Source organism: Hymenobacter artigasi, from assembly GCF_012275535.1.
Lineage (GTDB): Bacteria > Bacteroidota > Bacteroidia > Cytophagales > Hymenobacteraceae > Hymenobacter > Hymenobacter artigasi.
The window spans coordinates 369,452-389,320 of record NZ_JAAVTK010000002.1; the positions used below are offsets into that span (position 1 = coordinate 369,452).

General features: G+C 62.0%; 22 protein-coding genes. 7 read left to right on the forward strand and 15 right to left on the reverse strand.

From position 1 onward, the window contains the following. The first annotated feature begins 23 nt into the window (after positions 1–23). From HBN54_RS05075 to HBN54_RS05085, 3 genes are all read left to right on the forward strand, one after another. Positions 24–869, forward strand: coding sequence for a hypothetical protein (locus HBN54_RS05075; protein ID WP_168672070.1), 846 nt, complete (start codon positions 24–26; stop codon positions 867–869). 6 nt (positions 870–875) lie between these two features. Then, entirely contained in the window at positions 876–1,853 is a 978-nt protein-coding gene (gene rlmF, locus HBN54_RS05080; protein ID WP_168672071.1) for a 23S rRNA (adenine(1618)-N(6))-methyltransferase RlmF, read from the forward strand. Positions 1,854–1,969: 116 nt separating this feature from the next. Further along, positions 1,970–2,470, forward strand: a complete 501-nt coding sequence (locus HBN54_RS05085; protein WP_168672072.1) for a cold-shock protein — start codon at positions 1,970–1,972, stop codon at positions 2,468–2,470. A gap of 88 nt (positions 2,471–2,558) precedes the next feature. On the opposite strand, the gene HBN54_RS05090 is transcribed toward HBN54_RS05085, so the two are convergent. The 3 genes from HBN54_RS05090 to HBN54_RS05100 form a co-directional block, all read right to left on the reverse strand. After that, on the reverse strand, positions 2,559–2,813 hold the full coding sequence (locus tag HBN54_RS05090; RefSeq protein ID WP_168672073.1) for a hypothetical protein: 255 nt from the start codon (positions 2,811–2,813) through the stop codon (positions 2,559–2,561). Between the two features lie 51 nt (positions 2,814–2,864). After that, positions 2,865–3,230, reverse strand: a complete 366-nt coding sequence (locus HBN54_RS05095) for a hypothetical protein (protein ID WP_168672074.1) — start codon at positions 3,228–3,230, stop codon at positions 2,865–2,867. Between the two features lie 96 nt (positions 3,231–3,326). Continuing rightward, positions 3,327–4,460: a putative sensor domain DACNV-containing protein gene (locus HBN54_RS05100; RefSeq protein WP_168672075.1), complete on the reverse strand. Its 1,134-nt coding sequence runs from the start codon at positions 4,458–4,460 to the stop codon at positions 3,327–3,329. Between the two features lie 290 nt (positions 4,461–4,750). Between HBN54_RS05100 and HBN54_RS05105 the strand changes: the two genes are divergently transcribed. After that, a complete protein-coding gene (locus HBN54_RS05105) occupies positions 4,751–5,113 on the forward strand; it encodes a DUF805 domain-containing protein (protein WP_168672076.1) in 363 nt (120 codons plus the stop codon). A 442-nt stretch (positions 5,114–5,555) separates the two neighbouring features. Next, positions 5,556–6,077: a nuclear transport factor 2 family protein gene (locus tag HBN54_RS05110; protein ID WP_168672077.1), complete on the forward strand. Its 522-nt coding sequence runs from the start codon at positions 5,556–5,558 to the stop codon at positions 6,075–6,077. Positions 6,078–6,214: 137 nt separating this feature from the next. Here the strand turns inward: HBN54_RS05110 and HBN54_RS05115 are convergent, their stop codons facing one another. The 8 genes from HBN54_RS05115 to HBN54_RS05150 form a co-directional block, all read right to left on the reverse strand. Next, the gene (locus tag HBN54_RS05115; RefSeq protein WP_168672078.1) at positions 6,215–7,474 is read right to left on the reverse strand and encodes a S41 family peptidase; all 1,260 of its coding nucleotides are present in this window, start codon (positions 7,472–7,474) and stop codon (positions 6,215–6,217) included. A 100-nt stretch (positions 7,475–7,574) separates the two neighbouring features. Beyond that, positions 7,575–8,981: a dihydrolipoyl dehydrogenase gene (gene lpdA, locus HBN54_RS05120; protein WP_168672079.1), complete on the reverse strand. Its 1,407-nt coding sequence runs from the start codon at positions 8,979–8,981 to the stop codon at positions 7,575–7,577. A gap of 19 nt (positions 8,982–9,000) precedes the next feature. Beyond that, the gene (locus HBN54_RS05125; RefSeq protein WP_168672080.1) at positions 9,001–9,351 is read right to left on the reverse strand and encodes a DUF5615 family PIN-like protein; all 351 of its coding nucleotides are present in this window, start codon (positions 9,349–9,351) and stop codon (positions 9,001–9,003) included. Then, positions 9,348–9,596: a DUF433 domain-containing protein gene (locus HBN54_RS05130; RefSeq protein WP_168672081.1), complete on the reverse strand. Its 249-nt coding sequence runs from the start codon at positions 9,594–9,596 to the stop codon at positions 9,348–9,350. Before HBN54_RS05130 ends, HBN54_RS05125 begins: the two co-directional genes overlap by 4 nt. A gap of 170 nt (positions 9,597–9,766) precedes the next feature. Beyond that, complete coding sequence (locus HBN54_RS05135) at positions 9,767–11,431, reverse strand: M1 family metallopeptidase (protein WP_317170170.1); 1,665 nt, start codon at positions 11,429–11,431, stop codon at positions 9,767–9,769. 169 nt (positions 11,432–11,600) lie between these two features. After that, a complete protein-coding gene (locus tag HBN54_RS05140; protein WP_168672082.1) occupies positions 11,601–12,929 on the reverse strand; it encodes an ammonium transporter in 1,329 nt (442 codons plus the stop codon). Between the two features lie 50 nt (positions 12,930–12,979). Continuing rightward, complete coding sequence (locus tag HBN54_RS05145; RefSeq protein ID WP_168672083.1) at positions 12,980–13,543, reverse strand: DUF4468 domain-containing protein; 564 nt, start codon at positions 13,541–13,543, stop codon at positions 12,980–12,982. Positions 13,544–13,602: 59 nt separating this feature from the next. Next, positions 13,603–14,811 carry an outer membrane beta-barrel protein gene (locus HBN54_RS05150; protein WP_168672084.1) on the reverse strand — a complete coding sequence of 403 codons (1,209 nt, stop codon included), beginning with the start codon at positions 14,809–14,811 and terminating at the stop codon, positions 13,603–13,605. 542 nt (positions 14,812–15,353) lie between these two features. Between HBN54_RS05150 and HBN54_RS05155 the strand changes: the two genes are divergently transcribed. Both HBN54_RS05155 and HBN54_RS05160 read left to right on the forward strand, forming a co-directional pair. After that, on the forward strand, positions 15,354–16,277 hold the full coding sequence (locus HBN54_RS05155; RefSeq protein ID WP_168672085.1) for an EamA family transporter: 924 nt from the start codon (positions 15,354–15,356) through the stop codon (positions 16,275–16,277). Positions 16,278–16,393: 116 nt separating this feature from the next. Further along, entirely contained in the window at positions 16,394–16,789 is a 396-nt protein-coding gene (locus HBN54_RS05160) for a group III truncated hemoglobin (protein ID WP_168672086.1), read from the forward strand. A gap of 4 nt (positions 16,790–16,793) precedes the next feature. Here HBN54_RS05160 and HBN54_RS05165 read toward each other — a convergent pair whose 3' ends face one another. From HBN54_RS05165 to HBN54_RS05180, 4 genes are all read right to left on the reverse strand, one after another. Further along, entirely contained in the window at positions 16,794–17,321 is a 528-nt protein-coding gene (locus tag HBN54_RS05165) for a DUF4126 family protein (protein WP_168672087.1), read from the reverse strand. Positions 17,322–17,442: 121 nt separating this feature from the next. Further along, entirely contained in the window at positions 17,443–19,107 is a 1,665-nt protein-coding gene (odhB, locus tag HBN54_RS05170; protein WP_168672088.1) for a 2-oxoglutarate dehydrogenase complex dihydrolipoyllysine-residue succinyltransferase, read from the reverse strand. Positions 19,108–19,142: 35 nt separating this feature from the next. Then, the gene (locus HBN54_RS05175; protein ID WP_168672089.1) at positions 19,143–19,517 is read right to left on the reverse strand and encodes a HEPN domain-containing protein; all 375 of its coding nucleotides are present in this window, start codon (positions 19,515–19,517) and stop codon (positions 19,143–19,145) included. A gap of 25 nt (positions 19,518–19,542) precedes the next feature. Then, on the reverse strand, positions 19,543–19,863 hold the full coding sequence (locus tag HBN54_RS05180) for a nucleotidyltransferase domain-containing protein (RefSeq protein ID WP_168672090.1): 321 nt from the start codon (positions 19,861–19,863) through the stop codon (positions 19,543–19,545). Between the last annotated feature and the right edge of the window lie 6 nt (positions 19,864–19,869).

Here is a 19,869-nt window from a genome sequence, read left to right on the forward strand (position 1 = left end):
TCCGGTTTGCCGTTAGCCTTCGCATGAAGCCCTTTTGCCTGCTGCTTTGCCTTTGGCTGCCCGGCGTGGCCGTGTGGGCCGCGCCCGCGCCCCTGCTCCCGCCACTCGTCATCGCCGAGCAGTTTGTGGCGCCCGCCGGGTGGGCCACCATGAAAAGCTACCTCTGCTGTGAAGTGGCCAGCCAGGCCAAACGCCAGACCCTGGGCCAGCAGATTCCGCCCCGCGTGCAGCGTGCCTGCCAGCTGGTGCGCCAGGACTCGGCCACCGCCGTAGTGGCCGTGGAGCTGCGCGACTCGCTGAGCCGCCGCGACTTCTACCTGCACTTCCACCGCGAAGCCGACGGCTGGAAGCTGAGCGCCATCCGCAACCTGGCCATGACGCACCTGGGGCCGCCCATGGTGGCGCTGCTGGCCGCCATGCCCCCGGCCGAAGTGGCCGACTACAACCGCAAGCACCCCGACGCCAGCCACGCCTTCACCATCGGCAACCTGCGCCTCTGGACCAGCGCCGACGCCGACATCGCCGCCCATTTCTACCAGCACCGGGCGGCTTTTCAGGAAATGCTGAGCCGGGTGCAGAAGGGCCGGTTTTTCCACCCCGGCATTGCGGCCGACGAAGCCACCGACGAGCAGGCCGCCAACGCCGATCCCGCCGTGCACGCCCTGCTGCGGCAGCTATACCTGGGCCACGTCACGCGGCGCGCCACCAGCTGCGGCAGCTGCCTGGCGTTTGTCATCGGCGGCAAAATCGACAGCACAGTGGGCCTGCTCTACCAGCCCGAGCCGGCCCTGCTGCCCGCCATGCAGCCCGATGGCCTCATCGTGCTCCGGCCGCTGGGCGACGGCTGGTACCTCTACAAAACGACTTAATTACCCATGATGAAACCCGACGCTACCCCTCCCCTGGCCGAAAAAGACCAGCTGCACCCGCGCAACCCGCACCGCGCCCCCTACGATTTCCCGCTGCTGAGCAAAGTCAGCCCGGAGCTGGCGGCTTTCGTGCGCCCTAACCCCCACGGCAGCCTGTCGATTGATTTCGCCAACCCCACCGCCGTAAAAGCCCTGAACCGAGCCCTGCTGAAGCATTTCTACGGCATCGAGCACTGGGATATCCCCAAAGGCTACCTGTGCCCGCCCATTCCCGGCCGCGCCGACTATGTGCACTACCTGGCCGACTTGCTGGCCGAAAGCAACGGCGGCGTGCTCCCGCCCGGCGAAGAAATAACGGTACTGGACGTAGGCGTGGGCGCCAACTGCATTTACCCCATCATCGGCCGCCGCGAATATGGCTGGCACTTCGTGGGTTCCGACATCGACGGCGTGGCCGTGCGCGCCGCCCAGCAGATTGAGGCCGCCAACCCCAGCCTGGCCGGGTCCATCGAAGCCCGCCTGCAACCGGCCCGCACCCGCATTTTCGACGGCCTCATCCAGGCCGGCGAAGTATTCGACCTCACGATGTGCAACCCGCCGTTTCACGCTTCGGCGGCAGCGGCGGCGGCAGGCTCGCAGCGCAAAACGGCTGGCCTGGGCACCGGGCGCGGCCCCCGGCCGGTCCTGAACTTCGGCGGTCAGAACAACGAACTGTGGTGCGAGGGCGGCGAGGCCGGCTTCATCCGGCGCATGGTGCAGGAAAGCGGCCGGCGGCCTCGCGCCAGCTATTGGTTCACGTCGCTCGTTTCTAAAAAAGAAACCCTGCCCGGCCTGTACCGTGCCCTGCAAACGGCTGGTGCTACCACCGTCCGGACCATCGAAATGGCCCAGGGCCAGAAAAAAAGCCGCCTCGTAGCCTGGACATTTCTCTCGCCCGCGCAGCAGGAAGCCTGGCGAAAAACCCGGTGGGCGGCGGCGCAATAGTGCTATCTCACTGCGGCCTTTGTATATTGCGTATCTTCGTAACAATACACCCGTCTGCGCACTTCTACTACTCCAACTAGAAGGGCCGGACACAACAGATTTAGCAGCAAAAAACTATGGGTAGGTCTCAAGAGACATTTGGTAAGAAAGACAACGAGAAGAAGCGCGCGAAGAAGAAAACTGAGAAGGAAGAGCGCAAAGCGGAACGTCAGGCCAACGCCAAAAGCGGTGCGCCGCTAGAGGAGATGTTTGCCTACGTGGACGAAAACGGCAACATTACCGCCACCCCGCCCGACCCCACCAAGAAGCGTGTCATCAAGGACGAGGACATCCGCATCAGCATTGCCAAGCAGGAAGACCGCGAGCCGGAGGACACCATCCGCACCGGTTCGGTTACGTTCTTCAACGACTCGAAGGGCTACGGCTTCATCAAGGATTCGGTGACCCAGGAAAGCATTTTCGTGCACGCCAACGGCCTAGCCGGCGGCCCCATCTCGGAAGGCGACAAAGTAAATTTTGAAGTGGAAATGGGTGCCAAAGGCCCCAACGCCGTGCGCGTGAAGAAGGCCAGCGCCACGCCGCCCCCGGCCGCTGCTGCCCCCGCTCCCGCCGAGTAGCAGCCCACCGACTGACGTTACGTGAAAGCCCCGCTTCCGAAGCTATTGCAGCTTCGGAAGCGGGGCTTTCACGTGGGACTAGCCCGGCTTAAGCGTTGGCGTCCATCGCGGCCAGATTGTCCTCGGCGGCGGCGGTATCGGAGCTTACCTCAGCGCCATTTTTACCGTTGCGCTTCGCCAGCATGCTCAGGCCCACGGCGGCGAGGGCAGCGCCGGCCAGTACCTTCTGGGTGGTGGTGAGCTTGCTCTTGCGCAGCTTCTTGAGGGATTTGGCCGCCCCGCCGAGCAGGCTTTGCTTCTTGGCTGATTTATTCTTTGCGGCTTTGTCTTTGGTCTTTTTCATGGTGCGGATTGATTGAAGGTGACGTGATACCGGGCGGGCACTTGCCGCCGGCTATTCTTCGGAAAAATGCTTGGGCGCTTTGCGGTGGCGTTTGGGAGCGGCCGGTGCGGCAGCTTCGTCGGCTTCTGGCTGGGCCTCGGGGCCGGCAGCGGCATCGTCGGTTTCGCGGGCAGCCAGGTAGGCCAGGCCGGCGGCAGCCAGGGCCAGACCGCCTACCAGCTTCTGGCCGGTGCTGAGCTTGGAAATTTGGCGGGTCACCTTACGGAACTTCTTGAGCGACTGGGCCGCGACCTCCAGCATATCATCCGAGGCCTTATCCTTTTTCGAGTGCTTCTTTTTGTCTTTGCCCATGAGAAGTTGTGGTAAAACGGTTTCCAGCAGGAATTGAAAAGGGAAAGCCATAATGATGAACAGCATACGCAGCGCCAGAGAAGTCGGCGGCGCAACAGCCTTAGGGTATTCGCAAGCGGCCGCCGGAAGGTTGCCTTTTTGTTGCAGCAATGGCCCGCGTCGTTACAGCAGCAGCACGTCAATCTTGTGCGCGTGCACTTGCTGCAATGATGCCGACCACGCGAAAACCGTGAAAAATCCATCGACCGAGGCCACCAGGGCAATAGCGTTGTGCTGGTCGTGCACGAACTGGGCGGCGGCCAGGTGGCGGGTGCCGCCGTTCTGGGCCGGGTGCAGGTGGCGGGGCTCGCTGCCCACCACCGGCTCGGTGAGCACCATGGCCTCGACGGGGGTGCTGGCATGGGCCCGCGCCACCTTCGCCCCGAAGGCCAGCAGCGTGTACTCGCGGGTGATGACGGTGGCTCCATCCACGGCCGTGAAGCCGCCCACGATGCCGATGTTGCGCCGCAAGGCGGCCTGCCACTTGCGTTTCGACTGCCCCGGCCGCTGCACCGCCCGGATGCCGGTGTAGGCCGGGGCCACGGAGTAGCTCAGGGGCTGCACGATGGAGGCTTGCCACTGGCCGGAGCCGGGCGGCACCACCAGCACCAGGCCGCCCCGGCCGTGGGCCCGCATGGCGGCGGCCAGTTCCAGCAGCACATTGTCGGCTTCGCCGGTATCGGGCGCGGGCAGGCTGCGGCCGGGCAGGAAGGCGCGCAGGGCCGGGCAGTCGTCGAGGAAGCCATGCCCTTCGTCGACGAGCTGGAGGTGGTCGCCGCGCAGCACGGCCACGTTCACGAACTTGCCGAAACCGCCGGCGCGGCGGTGCTTCACCACCAGCAGGCCGGGCTCTACTACTTCGAGCACGAAGCACAGCGGCGGCACCCGCGTGGCCGTGCCCCACACGTAGAGGCCGTCGGCATCGTGCCACACACCCAGGTGCAGGCCGGGCTGCTCCACGGCGGGCGCCAGCTTGAGCAGGTTGGCGGGCGTGAGGCGGCGGCGCTGGCCAAACACCAGCGGCTGCCGGGCCTGCTCCTGCGGCAGCAGCGCCAACGAGATGCGCGGCGAGTAGCCCTCCTCCCGGCCCAGGCTGGCCCAAAAGGCCACGTCAATCACGGCCTCTATCCACTGCGTTTCGGGCGGGGCGGCCAGCCGGGCGGCATTTTCGGTGCTGGCCGCCCGGTGCCGCGCAAAGTGGGCTTCAACCATGGGGGCCGCCATGCGCGCCGTGAGGTAGGTGGGTTCCGAAAGCATGGGGCAAAGATGGGGACGCGCGGCGAGCCAGCCAGGCAACCAGCGCATCATCAGCCGCTCAAGCAGCGGCCAGGGCTTCGGTAGAGGGGTGCGGGGGCATACCCGGAGGACTCGCCCCAGCACCCTGCCGCGTTTTCGCGATTCGTGCCGATTACTACTGTTAGCGCTTTCTCCAAGCATTCAACTTGTATCCATACCTTGCTGCCTAAAGTGGAGCCCAGAACCCACTCTAAAAAACGGGGCGTCACCGAAAAGCCTTATGATTAGGAAATTCTACCCCATTTTACCCAATGGAATACTTTTTACATGTTTTAAGAAACTACGCTGTATTCAATGGCCGTGCCCGCCGAAAAGAGTACTGGATGTTTGTGTTGTTTAACATCCTGTTTTCCATGGCCGCAGGAATAGCCGACTACTCGTTGTTTGGCTCCGGCTCTGGCGCAATTTCTGGCTTATACTCGCTCGCGGTGCTCATTCCCAGCTTGGCAGTAGGCGTTAGAAGACTTCACGACGTGGGAAAAAGCGGCTGGTTCACGCTTATCCTCTTTGTGCCATTAGTAGGGGCTATCTGGCTGCTGGTGCTCTACTGCACCGAAGGCACCGACGGCAGCAATGAATATGGCCCAAACCCCAAAGCAGAACTTGCCTACTAAGCAGTAGTCAGGCAACGCAAAAGCGTCTGAAGCTCCGGCAGCTTCAGACGCTTCTGCGTTTGTAAGGGCATGATGCGCAGCTGCATCTGGCAAGCGGCAAGCTTGCTGCGGGTGCAAGTCAATCCACCCGAAGCAGCGGGTTTCTGCCACGGCTTCGGTTTCGGAGCGAGGCACTGGGAATATTATTTGAGCGGAAGCTACTCTGCAAGGCAGTGGCCCAAAGCCGGGTGTTGCGACGAATTGTCCAACGGGCTTCGTCGTACCACCACTACCAGCTGCTCATGGCGGCGGTGGTAACCCGGGAGTTAGTGGTACGACGCCCCCAAAATCGTCGCACCACCCCGCTTTAGACCACCGCTCCCTTCAAAGAGGGCATCGCATGCTGGCGGCCTTACCATACGCATTACCGTCTATATTTAGCGCGGCAATCAGCTGTCTTATTATGCGTAAAATACTCGTAGGCCTCACGTTACTTTGTGCCCTTTCCGGCATCGGTGCCTATGGCCAAACCCCGCCACCCAAGGCCGGACCAGGCAGTCCCCCACCGCCCACTGCCGCCCCGGCCCCCAAGCCCGCGACCCGGGACGAGCTATACCAAACGGTGGCCCGGCTGGACACGGAAATGTTCGCCGCCTTCAATGCCCACGACGTGAGCAAGCTCATGGCCTACTTCGCCGATAACGTGGAGTTTTACCACGACAAAGGCGGCCTGAGCAACTTCGCCCAAACCCAGGAAGGCTTCGCCCGCCTGTTCGCCCAAAGCCCCGACATCACCCGCACGCTGGTACCGGGCACCCTGGAAGTGTACCCCGTGAAAGACTACGGGGCCATGCACATCGCCACCCAACGCTTCTGCCACGTCGAAAACGGCCGCAACGACTGCGGTAATTCCAAGTTTGTGATGGTCTGGCAGCAGCAGGCAGGCAGTTGGAAAATCACCCGCGTCGTGAGCTACGACCACTAGCCAGCGAGGATGCCCATGCTGTGCCCCGCAAGGGTAATAAATAAAAAAAGGCTGAAGCTCCCATAGCTTCAGCCTCTTTTCGTTTCTACCGCAGGGCGCGCAATTACATGTGAATGGCCCGGTTCTCTGAGTCGCAATTAGGGCTTACCAGTACTTTGCAAATGGTGCAGGGCTTTTTCCAGCGCGGTATCAGTGGTGCCCTTAACATCGGACATGATGTGTTCGGCGGGCACGAAGTTTTCACGGGGCAGGCCATCAATACGGTAGAGGCGCTCGGTGGGAATGTTGAAGCCGAAAGTAGAATTGGGCAGTCGGAACGAGCTGACCGCCCCATTGAGGCGGGCCATCTCGGTGCCCACGATGGTGGCCCGCTGCATGGCGTCGAAAGCGATGGTGATGCCCTCGCCCATGCTGCTCGTCCAGCGGCCCACCAGCACCACCAGCGGCCGGGTGTAGGGCCGGGGCCGGGGCGAAACAAGCTCCAAGGTGCTGCGCCGGATGCCAAAGGCCCGTTCTTCGGCCGGAAACTCGTGGCGTTGGTAGGGCTGCTCGGCCGTAATGAAGCGGCCCATGATGGCGCGGGCCACGGTGGTGTTGCCGCCGCTGGGCGTTTCACGTAGGTCGAGGATGAGGCCGGTGGTGCCGGCCAGCGCCTCCAGGGTGCTATCGAAGGCGGCCATCAGGCGGTTATCGCCAAGGCTGTTGTTGATTTTGATGTAGCCGATGGTGCCGAGCTGGCGGCTTTCCAGCGGGCGGGCGTACTGGATGTGCTCCAGTTGGGCGGTGGGCTGGTCGGGAAATAGCTCCTGGCGTCGGCTCTGGGCGCGCACCGTGAGCTTGCGCGGCGTGCGGTGGTCGCCGGCTAGTGCCAGGTTCAGGGCCAGGTCGCGGGCGGCAGGGTCGATGGTTTTCAGGCAGCGGCCCAGCAGGGGCAGTAACGCCTGCGCCACGGGCACATCGTTGATGGCCAGCACCTCCATGCCGGGGCGCAGGCCCACCCGCTCGGCCCCGAAGCCCGCCCGCACGGCCACCACCAACGGCTTGCCCTGTTCGAACCGCGCCCAGACATCGGTACCGGTGGGCACTAGGCGGCGCGAATCGGGCAGGTTGGTCGAGAGGCCGGCGTGGTTGTCGTACAGTTCATTGAGGGCGTTTTCCAGCAGCCGCACAAACTGCGCCCGGCTACCGATGCCGGGCAGTTGCGCCCCGTACACCTGCCGCACTAGCGCCCAATCGGTCTGCTTCTTGTCGAAGTAGGCGTAGTTATCGTTGACGGTATTCCAGAAGTAATCGAAATCTTGCTGGTACTGCGCGGGCGTGAGCTGTGCCCGCAATGCCCCCGGCCGCAACAGCAGCCCCAGAACCAGCAGATAGCCAACGCGGGGAAATAGACGCATCGAAAAGTAGCTTAGTGGAAATTGGTGCAAGTAGCACAAAAAAAGAGGCTGAAGCTCCCAAAGCTTCAGCCTCTTTCAGTTTCTGCCGCAGGGCGCGCAATTACATGTGAATGGCCCGGTTCTCCGTAGCCGCCAGACAGGCTTCTTTCATGGCCTCGGCGTAGGTGGGGTGCGAGTGGCTCATGCGGGCCACGTCCTCGGCGGAGGCGCGGAACTCCATGGCGGTTACGGCTTCGGCGATGAGGTCGGCGATGCGTGGCCCAATCATGTGCACGCCCAGGATTTCGTCGGTGGTTTTGTCGGCCAGCACTTTTACGAAGCCGTCAGTGTCGCCGCTGGCGCGGGCGCGGCCGCTGGCTTTGAAGGGGAACGAGCCCACTTTGTAGGCCTTGCCCTGCTCCTTCAGCTGCTCCTCGGTGTAGCCCACGCCGGCCACTTCGGGCCAGGTGTACACCACGCCGGGGATGAGCAGGTAGTTAATGTGCGGCTTCTGGCCCACGATGGTTTCGGCCACGAACACGCCTTCTTCCTCGGCCTTGTGGGCCAGCATGGCGCCGCGCACCACGTCGCCGATGGCGTAGATGCCGGGCACGTTGGTTTGCAGGTGGGCATCGACCTTGATGCGGCCGCGCTCTTCCATTTCAATGCCGGCGGCTTCGAGGTTGAGGCCGGCGGTATAGGGCGCGCGGCCCACGGCCACGAGGCAGTAGTCGCCTTCAAAAGTCACCTCCTCCCCTTTCGGGTTGGTGGCAGTCACGGTCACGGAGTCGCCCTCGCGGGTGGCGCCGGTCACTTTATGGCTCAGGAAAAACTCGATGCCGATTTTGCCCAGCACGCGCTTCAACTCCTTGCCCAGGCCGCGGTCCATGGTCGGGATGAGCGAATCGAGGAATTCCACCACCGATACTTTAGCGCCCAGGCGGGCGTACACGGAGGCCATTTCGAGGCCAATCACGCCGCCGCCAATCACAATCATGTGCCGGGGCACTTCCCGAATGTTCAGGGCCTCGGTGCTGGTGATGATGCGCTCCTTGTCCTGGGCGATAAACGGCAGCACCGTGGGCTTGGAGCCGGTGGCGATGATGACGTTTTTGGTTTCAATCGTCTGCGCCTCGCCGCCCTCGGTAGGCGCGATGCTGATGTGGGTCTTGTCAACAAAAGAGCCTACGCCGGTGAGGACGTCGATTTTGTTCTTCTTCATCAGGTAGGCGATACCATCCACGTTGGCCTTCACCACGCCGGCCTTGCGGTCAATCATGCGGTTCATGTCCACCGTCAGGTTGTCGAGGCCGATGCCGTGCTCGGCAAACACCGAATGGGCATTGTGGTAGTGCTCGGAGGAATCGAGCAGGGCCTTGCTGGGGATGCAGCCCACGTTGAGGCAGGTGCCACCCAGGGTGGGGTATTTCTCGATAAGGGCCGTTTTGAGGCCCAGCTGGGCGCAGCGGATGGCCGCTACATAGCCGCCCGGCCCGGAGCCGATGACGGTGACGTCGTATTGATTCATGAGGGAGAGAAAGTGGTTTTTAACTTATGAATGGCCCCCAATACAATTCCAGGCAGGGAGCCTCGCTTTCGGAAATAAATTCAGCGATTAGCCGGTGCTGTCGCTGCAACTGCTCGGCCATAACGCGCACGCCCCGATTGCCGAAACGCAGGTAAACAATCTTTAGCGGCTGGCCCCGCAGCTGGGCCAGAAGAAAGGAATCGTCGTCCTGGGTTAGAATCGTGAAGTCGTTGGCGCGTGCCCACTGCCAGATGGTGCTATCCTGGCGCGCATCTAATTGCACGTCGCGCACATGCAGGGAGTCTGGAAATGCCGGCGCCAGGTACCGCACCAGCTTGGGCGATAAATTTTCGTCTAACAAAAGCTTCACGCGGCCAGCTGCACTACTTTAATGTAGCTGTCACGGTCGGCCGCAAAGGCCAGCACGGCCCGGATATCGCGCGTAGTCAGGTCAGGGAAATCATCCAGAATTTCGGCTTCGCTCATGCCGGCGGCCAGCCAGCCCAGCACATCATACACCGTGATGCGCAGGCCGCGAATGCAGGGCTTGCCGCTGCGCTTACCGGGCTCAATGGTGATGATTTCGCGGTAGTCGACGGGGGCATGGGTTTCCATAGCGCAGGTGGATTTGGCGGTTATGCTTATCGAAACAAAGGTAGGGCACAAACCAAACGGATGTACCGTAGTACCAACAACATCAACTGCCGGGGAAAAGGGTTGTTATCACACGCCGCCACGATTCGTTCAGCGGCGAGAGGATGCTTCCTTCGTCAGCATGACAGTGCCTACTCCACCAGCACGCCGATGTAATAGTTCAACGTGTCAATTTCCAGGTTTTCCCGGGTGGCGCCGGCCAGCTCCTTCACCTCCGCAAACTTGGTGGTGGGCTGAACGAACCGGTAGTCGCCGCCCTTGAGCCGCACCCGCACGGGCAGGTCGAACTTATCGACGTCGGCAATCCAGCGGGCCAGGGTTTTGCCGTCTTCGAAGCGGATTTCGAGGGTAGGAATATTGCGGTGGCGCAGGTACTGGTCGAATACGCGGGTGAAGTCACGGCCGCTTTCGCGGTTGAGGTAGTCGATGATTTGCTGGCCCGTCACGGTTTGGTGGTAGAAGGTGCTGGAGAGGCCGCGCAGGATTTGCCGCCACTTTTCGTCGTTGTTCACCACGGTGCGCAGCATGTTCAGCATCGCGCTGCCCTTGTCGTACATATCGGCGGAGCCCTCCTTGTTCACGCCGTAGGGGCCGATGATGGGGCCGTCGTTCGAGATGTTGCGGCGCTGGCCGTGGATGTATTCCTGGCCGGCCTGCTTGCCAAACTGGCTTTCCACGAACAGGGCTTCGGAGTAGGTGGTGAAGCTTTCGTGCACCCACATATCGGCGATATCCTTACTCGTAATGTTGTTGCCGAACCACTCGTGGCCGCTTTCGTGGATGATGATGAAGTCCCACTTCAGGCCCCAGCCGGTGTTGCTGCGGTCTTTGCCGAGGTAGCCGTTCTGGTATTTGTTGCCGTAGGCCACGGCGCTCTGGTGCTCCATGCCGAGGTGCGGGGCGTCCACCAGCTTGTAGCCGTCGCGGTACCACGGGTACGGGCCGAACCAGTGTTCCATCGATTTCAGCATCGGCTTCACGTTGGCGGCAAACTGGGTTCTGGCCTTGACAAGGTTTTCGGGCAGCACCCAATAGTCAAGGGTTAAAGGCCCTTTTTCGCCCTGGTACTGGTCGGAGAAGTGCTGGTAGTCGCCCACGTTCAGGGCCACGTCGTAGTTATTGATGGGGTTGGTTACGGCCCAGTCGAAGCGGGTGTAGCCGTCTTTGAGCTTGGTCGCTTTGCGCAGGCGGCCGTTCGAAACATCCTTCAGACCCTGCGGCACGCTGATGCTGATGAGCATGCTGTCCACCTCATCGGCCTGCTGGTCCTTGGTGGGCCACCAGATGCTGGCGCCCGTGCCCTGGCAGGCGGTAGCCACCCAGGGCTTGCCCGCCGCATCGGTGGTAAAGACCATGCCGCCATCCCAGGGCGCTTTTTTGGCTACGGTGGGGTTGCCGGAGTAATACACCGTGAACTCATCGCGGCGGCCTTTGGCAATGGTTTTGGGGAAGGTGATGAACACCGCATTGGCCTCGCGGACGAAGGGCACGTCGCGGCCCTGGTACTGCACCTTATCCACTTGCAGGTTATCGAACAGGTCGAACTGCAGCCGGTCGAAATCCTGCGTGGCCGTGAAGCGGAAGAGGTTGGAGCCGTTGATGAACCGCCGGGCCGGGTCCAGCTTCACGTCGAGGTGGTAGTAGTTGATGTCGTAGCAGGTGCGGAGCGGGCCGTTGCCGCCGCGCAGGGAATCGGCGCGGGTGAAGGCTTCGGACTTGGGTTGGAGCAGTTGGGCGGCGGCGGGACTGGCAGCGGCCAGCAGCCCGAGTAGCAGGGCGAGGTTCAGGAATTTCACGAAGGCAAAGATGGGCGGGTGGCGTGCTATTGAACGCCGAAAGGCCGGAGCAAATGCCCCGGCCTTCGATTTTTTGTCATACTTGCCTGTAGCCCATGCTTTAGCTTATGCCGGAACCGGGGTTCAGCACCGGCACCAACTGAAGCTTGGGCTACAGGCGCAAGCGCACCTACGCCCCCACCAGCAGCTTTTCCTCGTGCTGGCTCAAATCCAACCCCTGCAATTCTTCCTCTTCCGACACGCGCAACGGCGTGATGAGGTCGGTGATTTTGAGCAACACAAACGAGGCGGCGAAAGTGAAGGCCGATACCAGCACCAGCGACAGCAGGTGCTTGAGAAACAGCTCCGTGCCCCCGTAGGCGAGGCCATCCACGGCAGCGGCATTCACGGCTTTGCTGGCGAAGATGCCCGTCATAATCAGGCCCACCATGCCGCCGATGCCGTGGCAGGGAAACACGTCGAGGGTATCATCGAGGCGCGATTTGGAGCGCAGGTGGGCGAAGAAGTTGCTGGTAACCCCGGCAATGACGCCGATGAAGATGCTCACCGGCACCGTCACGAAGCCCGAAGCAGGCGTGATGGCCACCAGGCCCACCACGGCCCCAATGCAGAAGCCCACCGCAGACAACTTCTTGCCCCGGGCCACATCAAACAGAATCCAGGCCAGGCCGGCGGCCGAAGCGGCCACGTTGGTCGTGGCAAAGGCACTTACGGCCAACGAATTGGCCCCCACGGCCGAGCCGGCATTAAACCCAAACCAGCCGAACCACAGCAGGCCCGTGCCAAGCAGTACAAACGGAATATTAGCCGGCGGCAACACCTCGGCCGCGCCGTGCGACTTGCGGGGCTTCAGGTACATGGCCGAGGCCAGCGCGGCCCAGCCCGCCGACATGTGCACCACGGTGCCACCCGCAAAATCGAGCACGCCCAGCTTAAACAGGAAGCCATCGGGGTGCCACACCCAGTGCGCCAGCGGCGCATACACCACCACGCTAAACAGCACAATGAAAAGGATATAGGACTTGAAATTGATGCGCTCGGCAATGGAGCCGGTGATGAGCGCCGGGGTGATGATGGCAAATTTCATCTGGAAAAATGCGAACAGCATCAGCGGAATGGTGGGCGCCAGCGACCACGGCTTGCCGTCGAGCACGCCCCTGAAGAGGAAGAACGTGCGCGGGTCGCCCACGAAACCGCCCAGCGAGTCGCCAAACGCCATACTAAAGCCCACCACCACCCACAGCAGGCTGATGATACCCATGGCCACGAAGCTCTGCAACATGGTGGAAATCACATTTTTGGAGTTCACCATGCCGCCGTAGAAGAAGGCCAGGCCGGGCGTCATGAGCAGCACCAGGGCGGTGGCGCACAGCATCCAAGCGGTGTCGCCGGTATCAATGCCTTCGGTGACGATGGTGGTGGGCAGCGCCGGCATAAAGGTGGCCAGCAGGCCCAGCGCCAGCAATAGCAGCAGGGGAATGTAATTGGGCTTTTGCATTGGGGCTTTGGGGGTTAGGAACTGATTGAGAATTGATTGCAGGAGCGGCGCTACCAGTCGGCCGCGCGCGAAACGGTGGGGGCTGGCGGTTTGGGCACGGCAAGCATGGCGGCTTTCAGTTGGTCGGCCAGGCTGGTCACGGCCAGGAGCGTGTCGTGGCGGTGGGCTTCCCAGAGCTTCTGCCAGCCGGGGGCGGTGGCGTCTTCCAGGGGCTTGGTCTGGCCGGTGGGCTCGGGGTGGGCATTGCGGTCGTCGCGGTAGTAGGCAAAGGTGAAATCGGTGAACTGCGCGCGGTAGCGGCCCTTTTTCACCTCCACCGTGAGGCGGTACTGCACCTTGCCGTGCAGCTTTTTGGTGATGTAGCCGTGGTCGTACACCCCAAAAGCGTGGGCGGCCTCCAGGCGGCCGGCCGCCGAGTCGGCCACGGCCAGCGCGTAGCCCCGGCGGCTCAGCCAGGCCTTGGCGTGAGCGTAGAGCACGCCGGCCGCCAGCGAATCGGCGGGCACCACGGCACCAAAGCCCGCCCGCCCCGCCTCATCGAGCGGCAGCACCTGCGCCTCGGCCACCGAAACGATGAGCAGAAGCGCCGTAAACAGGCAGAGCAGCAGGCGCATAGCAGGGCGAAGGAATAGCGGCAGAACAACCAGACAAACAGCGCGGACCAGCCGGCGCGTCAGTACTTGTAGATGAAGGCCACGCCCAGCGTGGTTTGCGTGGCGGTGCCCTGGCCCAGGCGGTTTTCGTAGTATTTGCCGGGCGCGGAATCGAAGCGAAACTCCGGCTTCACAATTATCTTGCTGGCGGCCAGCGCAATCGGGGCCGTTATGGTCAGGGAGTGGTTGCGGGTTTGCAGGTAGCGTATCGCGTGCTGGTCCTCGAAGTATTCGTAGCGCACGCCCAGGCCCAGCACGTCGCTGAACGCGTAGTTGGAGTAGAGGGCCACGCCGCCCCAGTCGGGGGTGGTGCTGCCGTAGTGCTCCTCGCAGGCCGAGGTTTCCGCCGCCGACTCCCCCGCGAAGTGGTAGCGGCCATAGGCCGCGTTCAGGCCGAGGTAGAACGTGGGCGTGACCTGGTAGCTGGTGGTGAGGTCGAACAGCTGGCGGGTGTAGTTGCCGCAGCCGCTGGGCAGCGCCCCGCTGCTCACCAGCGAGTTGAGGTAGGTATCGTCGCCGTAGCCGCCGATGTAGTTGAAGTACACCGTCCAGGTGCTCAGGGGCTTGAAGGAGAACTGCCCGATGACCGACTTCTGCTTGTTATCGTCGGTGAGGTTGTCCCAGTTGTTCACCACGCCCAGCATCAGCGACGTGTGGCTGTTGAAGGCATAGGCCGTTTTGAGGCCGATGTGGTAAAAAGGGCCGTTGTTGAACAGGTTCGAGAGCGAGTAATTGTAGTTCAGCGGCGCGTCAATCACCTCGTATCCAATGTGGGTGCCAAACTGCCCCACCGTGAAGCTGAGCCTGGACGTGGCCCGGTAGGTGAAATACGCCTGCTTAATGGCCGCCGACGTGCCATACAGCGCCGCGCCGTAGGGCGACTGCGGCCGGTAGGAGTTGAAAGCCCCGGCGGTATTGCCGAAGTTGCCCAGCTCGGCGTTCGGCCCGAAGGTGAGGTCGACCAGCATATCGGTCTTGCGGCTCGAATAGCCCAGCTTGGCCTGCACTAGGCCCAGGGCAAACTGGTCGGTGAGGCGGTCGAAGGCCCGGCCAGCCAGTTGGTCGACGCCCAGCAGGTTGCCCGACTTGGGCCGGTTGAAGGCCGTGAGACAATACGAGTCGATGTAGCCCGATATGGTCAGCTTGCCGGTATCGGTGGTATCAGTTGCCTGGGCGTGGGCCAGCAGACTGGTCGCGGCCAGCGTGAGCGAGAGTAATGGTTTTTTCATAGACGCAGCGCATGAAGAGGACAGTTAAACCACAAAATCACAAGTTTTTTCAGCGTCAAAAGCATACCCTATATTTTGAAGGTATATTTATTGTTTTTTACTTATTAATTTCCATTAATACCCTCTTTTATCAAGTCATTTTTATTTATTAATCATATCTAATTCAAATATGCCATCCATAATAAGGCCATTTGATAATTATTTCATTTTTTCAAATCTAGCTCACACTTACCCTACATACTAATTTTCGTATGTTACCATTATGTTACCTAGCCTTGCTATCAGCCTGACATGCAGTGCGCAAACGATGGCTATCTACTCTCGCACCCGTGGTCTTCACTCCGATTGATGCTCACTAGTCAGAATCCCGCCTGGGGAGCGATACAGCTCCCGGACAGGGCCAGTTTGGGCGGTCTGGCGCAGGCAGCGGCATCTTTGTAGTCGGTTGGCCGTAGGCTGCGCCACGGGTAGGTGCCATTGGCGGCGCGAGTGGGCGGCACGTCCACAGGCCCAGGCTTTTTTTCGACTGCACTTTTTATCTCATGTCCGATATTCGTCCGGCCGCGCCTTCGCGGGCCGCGCTGTTCACCGCTTTTGCGCTCGTCTACCTCATCTGGGGCTCTACTTATCTGGTGATGAAGTTTGCCGTGGCCAGCATGCCGCCGTTGCTCATGGCCGGCACGCGCTACGGGCTGGCGGGTGGGCTGCTCTACGGCTTCATGCGCTGGCGCGGCGAGCCCGCCCCTACGCTGCGCGGCTGGGGCTATGCGGCTATTATTGGCGTGTGCTTGCTGGGGTTTGGCAATGGCGGCACCACGCTGGGCGTGATGTATCTGCCCAGCGGCATCACGGCGCTGCTGGTGGCCACGGTGCCTATGTTTCTGGCGGTGCTGGGGTGGCTGAGCGGCGTTTCGCCCCGGCCCACCAAGTGGGTAGCGCTGGGGCTGGGCGCGGGCATGGCGGGCATGTACCTGCTGGCGGCGCACCCCACGGCCACGGCCGTGAAGGTGCCGGGCCACCAGGGCCTGGGCATGGTCATCGTGCTGGTGGCTTCTCTGGTGTGGTCCATCGGGTCGCTCTATGCCAAAAACCACCAGCCCGCGCCGTCGCCCTTCGCCTCGGGCGGCATGCAAATGCTGTGCGGCGGCGTAGTCATGCTCATCGTGGGGCTGGCGCGGGGCGAAGCCGATGGCTTCACGCTGGCGCAGGTCACCACCAAGTCGTGGGTGGCGTATGCCTACCTGGTCACGGTGGGCTCTATTGTCGCGTTCACGGCCTACATCTGGCTGCTGCGGGCCGTGGAGCCGGCGCTGGCAGGCACCTACGCTTTTGTGAACCCCGTGGTGGCCGTGCTGCTGGGCTGGGCCTTCGCCGGCGAAAGTCTTAGCGTCGGAATGCTGGGCGGCGCGGCTCTTATTGTGGTGGCCGTGGCGCTGGTTCTGCTGGGCGGGCGACGAAAAGCCTAGCGTTGTTGTTAAGTAGTCAGCAATCAAATTTCGTCTACTTAATAATCAGCCTGTTGATTTCTGCCTGACTACCGATGCCTGACTAATTAGCAGCTGAACCCTCGCTATTCTCGCCCATGCTCATCCCTGCCCTCCCCGACCTGCACACCGAAGCCGACATCATCCAGCTGGTTGATGCCTTTTACGCCCGCGTGGATGCTGACGACCTGCTGCGCCCCATTTTCCACGACGTGGCGCGGGTAGACTGGCAGGCCCACCTGCCCAAGATGTACGATTTCTGGAGCAGCGTGCTGCTGGGCACGAGCCGCTACAAGGGGCGGCCCATGGCCCGGCACTTTCCGCTGCCCATTCAGGCGGCGCACTTCCAGCGGTGGCTGGCGCTGTTCAGCGCCACCGTCGATGCCCTCTTCATTGGCCCCAAAGCCGACGAAGCCAAAACCAAAGCCCGCAACATCGGAGCCATGTTCGAGCACCGCATGGCGCCCAACCCGTTGTCGCTGCTTGGCGGCTAGTGCTTTACAGAGGCTGCCATTCGCCGTGCGCCGGCCGCACCCCGCGCAATAGGGCCGTGCCACCGGCCAGCACCAGCGCATCCTCGCCCACGCCCACCAGCGCAACGGGCGTATCCGTCTGCTTGCTGATGCCTGTGCGCAGCGCGTAGCTCACAAACGTGGCCGCCACGGCCGCCAGCCCACCCAGCATGCCGCCGCTCAGGGCGCTGCCGTGGCGCGATTTGTACCATGCCGCTCCCACCAGCGCCCCCGAGAGCAGCCGGCCCAGCAGCACTGGCGGAGCCGTGCGGTCGGGGGTACTGGGCAGCTTGTCCATCACTAGCTCGCCGGCGGCCATCACCTTCAGCAGCTTTGCGGTACCGGGCTTTTGCAGAAACCGCAGTGGCGACTTTGCCAGGCCGCTATGCGGCTGCCGCGAGAGGTAGTGGCTCAGGAAAGCCGGCGCGCTCATGCTGCGCATGCCGGCGAGGGTGGCAAAGCCCATCACGGGCCAGAATTTAGCGGAGCGTTGGGGGCTGGTCGATTTTTTCATGGTGCAGGAAAGTAGCGGTTCTTATAACGAAAATCAGCAGCATTGGGCTGGCTCAGGCACAAAAAAAGCGGCCGGCAATAATTGCCGGCCGCTTTTTTTGTGCCTGATACTTCGTTTTCGCCTACACGCCGAACATCATGCGGGTGGGGTCTTCGAGCAGCTCCTTCACGCGCACCAGGAACGATACCGACTCGCGGCCGTCGATTATGCGGTGGTCGTAGCTCAGGGCCAGGTACATCATAGGGCGAATCACTACCTGGCCGTTTTCGGCGATGGGGCGCTGAATGATGTTGTGCATGCCCAGAATGGCCGATTGCGGCGCATTGATGATGGGCGTGCTGAGCATGGAGCCGAAAACGCCGCCGTTGGTGAGCGTGAACGTGCCGCCGGTCATCTGCTCGATGGTGAGCTTGTTGTCGCGGGCCAGGCCGGCCAGGCGCACCACTTCCTTCTCAATGCCCTCGAAGCTCAGCTGCTCAGCGTTGCGAATCACGGGCACCACCAGGCCTTTCGGGGCCGATACGGCAATGCTGATGTCGCAGAAGTCGTTGAACACGATGTCGGTGCCGTCAATCTGGGCATTCACCGAAGGCCACTCCTGCAGGGCCACGCACACGGCCTTCGTGAAGAAGGACATGAAGCCAAGGCCTACGCCGTTCTTGGCCTTGAACTGGTCTTTGAACTTGTTGCGCAGGTCCATGATGGGCTGCATGTTCACCTCGTTGAAGGTGGTGAGCATGGCCGTTTCGTTTTTCACCGTTACCAGGCGGCGGGCCACTGTTTTGCGCAGGTTGCTCATGCGCTCGCGGCGCACTTCGCGGCTGCCGCCGGCTGGTGCTGGGCTGCTGGTGCCTGGTGCCTGGGCTACTGCCGGAGCGACTTGGGGAGCGGGCGCAGCAGCAGGCTTGGCCTGGGCATTCTGCGCGTCTTCCTTCGTAATGCGGCCATCGCGGCCGGTCCCGGCTACATCGGCAGCGGCAATGCCTTTCTCCCCGAGAATCTTGCCAGCGGCCGGCGAGGGCACGCCGGTAGCATAAGTAGCCGCGCCCCCAGCGGCCGGGGCCGAGGCCAGCGCCGCCACGGGAGCCGCCGCAGCAGCGGTAGCTGGAGCGGCGCCGTGAGGCACTTGTCCCCCACCGCCCTCAATGCGCGCAATCACGGCACCGATGCTAATGGTTTCGCCTTCCTTAACGGCGTGGCGCAGGATACCGGCCGCCTCGGCGGGCAGCTCAAACGTGGCCTTGTCCGATTCGAGCTCGGCAATAACTTCATCGCGGCTCACCTGGGCCCCGTCCTCTTTCAGCCATTTGGCCACCGTTACCTCCGCAATGGATTCGCCCACGTTAGGGATTTTCATCTCTACCGAGCCAGCGCCAGCGGCGGGAGCCATCGGAGCCGCAGCGGCCGCGCCACCAGCGGGCGTGCCGCCGTAGCCGGCCTGGTCGCTGGCGGCCGGATTTTCTTCGCCTTTGTTGATGGGGTCGGCCGCCGGAGCGCTGGCAGCGGCCGGGGCGGGCGCAGTAGCGGCCGGGACTGGCGCGGCACCAGCGGCGGCACCATCCAATTCAGCAATCACGGTACCGATACCGATGGTTTCACCTTCGGCCACGCGGATTTTCAGGATGCCATCCGCCTCGGCAGGCAGCTCAAACGTGGCCTTGTCCGATTCTAGCTCGGCAATAACCTCGTCGCGCTTCACGGCCTCGCCGTCTTTCTTGAGCCACTTGGCAATGGTGACTTCGGTGATGGATTCGCCAACGGCGGGAATTTTGATTTCGAGAGGCATGAGAATTAGGGAAAGAATTCGTCTTATCGAGTGAATCAGATTAAAAAAGCCTGGGCAATGGGCCTTAGCTTATGACGGAAACCGTGGGCCATTGCCAGCAAATCGGCGGAGGTGTAGTCGGGCGCATCATCGGTTTCGTAGCGCAATTCAACGGCAAACTCATTAAGCGTAGCAGCATTGGCCAAGTCCTGACTATTAAACTGCACAACACCAGCCTGCTGTAGCGGCCCCATCAACACGACCAGGCTGTGAATAAATGGAGCAGGAAGCACCGAGGCAACCAGCACTGCTTTCAAGTACTTTTCGACGGCTTGCTGGCAGTGAAAGCCTATGGTTTCATACAGATGCGGGCTACCCAGCACCAGCACACCAGCCGCCTCCATGTCGCGGTCAGCAGTTAGCAGCGACATGGCTACTCGTTTTTGTTGGGGAGTGCTAGGCTGCATATAATAGTCGTCCCTGCTGCTCGGCAATGGTTTCTACCGACTGAAAAACGCCGGCGGCCCGCTCCATCTCGGCCGGTGTACGGATAAGAATGTCCATGGCCGGCAACTGCGCGCCCCACAGCAGCGACCAGATGGCAACAGCCCGCTCCGACCGCCTTACTTCCGCATCGCGCTTGATAATCAGCAAGTCCAAATCCGAATTTTCCGTGGGCGTGCCGTAGGCATACGAGCCGAACAGGATTATCCTGTCCGGCGCGTAGCCTTCGACAATGCGCTGCACCACAGCTTGGATTTGGGCTTCGGTTATCATAGTGCG

Coding starts and splice junctions, on each gene's coding strand:
- HBN54_RS05075 (WP_168672070.1), top strand. CDS start 24: ATGAAGCCCTTTTGCCTGCTGCTTTGCCTTTGGCTGCCCGGCGTGGCC.
- rlmF (WP_168672071.1), top strand. CDS start 876: ATGATGAAACCCGACGCTACCCCTCCCCTGGCCGAAAAAGACCAGCTG.
- HBN54_RS05085 (WP_168672072.1), top strand. CDS start 1,970: ATGGGTAGGTCTCAAGAGACATTTGGTAAGAAAGACAACGAGAAGAAG.
- HBN54_RS05090 (WP_168672073.1), bottom strand. CDS start 2,813: ATGAAAAAGACCAAAGACAAAGCCGCAAAGAATAAATCAGCCAAGAAG.
- HBN54_RS05095 (WP_168672074.1), bottom strand. CDS start 3,230: ATGCTGTTCATCATTATGGCTTTCCCTTTTCAATTCCTGCTGGAAACC.
- HBN54_RS05100 (WP_168672075.1), bottom strand. CDS start 4,460: ATGCTTTCGGAACCCACCTACCTCACGGCGCGCATGGCGGCCCCCATG.
- HBN54_RS05105 (WP_168672076.1), top strand. CDS start 4,751: ATGGAATACTTTTTACATGTTTTAAGAAACTACGCTGTATTCAATGGC.
- HBN54_RS05110 (WP_168672077.1), top strand. CDS start 5,556: ATGCGTAAAATACTCGTAGGCCTCACGTTACTTTGTGCCCTTTCCGGC.
- HBN54_RS05115 (WP_168672078.1), bottom strand. CDS start 7,474: ATGCGTCTATTTCCCCGCGTTGGCTATCTGCTGGTTCTGGGGCTGCTG.
- lpdA (WP_168672079.1), bottom strand. CDS start 8,981: ATGAATCAATACGACGTCACCGTCATCGGCTCCGGGCCGGGCGGCTAT.
- HBN54_RS05130 (WP_168672081.1), bottom strand. CDS start 9,596: ATGGAAACCCATGCCCCCGTCGACTACCGCGAAATCATCACCATTGAG.
- HBN54_RS05140 (WP_168672082.1), bottom strand. CDS start 12,929: ATGCAAAAGCCCAATTACATTCCCCTGCTGCTATTGCTGGCGCTGGGC.
- HBN54_RS05145 (WP_168672083.1), bottom strand. CDS start 13,543: ATGCGCCTGCTGCTCTGCCTGTTTACGGCGCTTCTGCTCATCGTTTCG.
- HBN54_RS05150 (WP_168672084.1), bottom strand. CDS start 14,811: ATGAAAAAACCATTACTCTCGCTCACGCTGGCCGCGACCAGTCTGCTG.
- HBN54_RS05155 (WP_168672085.1), top strand. CDS start 15,354: ATGTCCGATATTCGTCCGGCCGCGCCTTCGCGGGCCGCGCTGTTCACC.
- HBN54_RS05160 (WP_168672086.1), top strand. CDS start 16,394: ATGCTCATCCCTGCCCTCCCCGACCTGCACACCGAAGCCGACATCATC.
- HBN54_RS05165 (WP_168672087.1), bottom strand. CDS start 17,321: ATGAAAAAATCGACCAGCCCCCAACGCTCCGCTAAATTCTGGCCCGTG.
- odhB (WP_168672088.1), bottom strand. CDS start 19,107: ATGCCTCTCGAAATCAAAATTCCCGCCGTTGGCGAATCCATCACCGAA.
- HBN54_RS05175 (WP_168672089.1), bottom strand. CDS start 19,517: ATGTCGCTGCTAACTGCTGACCGCGACATGGAGGCGGCTGGTGTGCTG.
- HBN54_RS05180 (WP_168672090.1), bottom strand. CDS start 19,863: ATGATAACCGAAGCCCAAATCCAAGCTGTGGTGCAGCGCATTGTCGAA.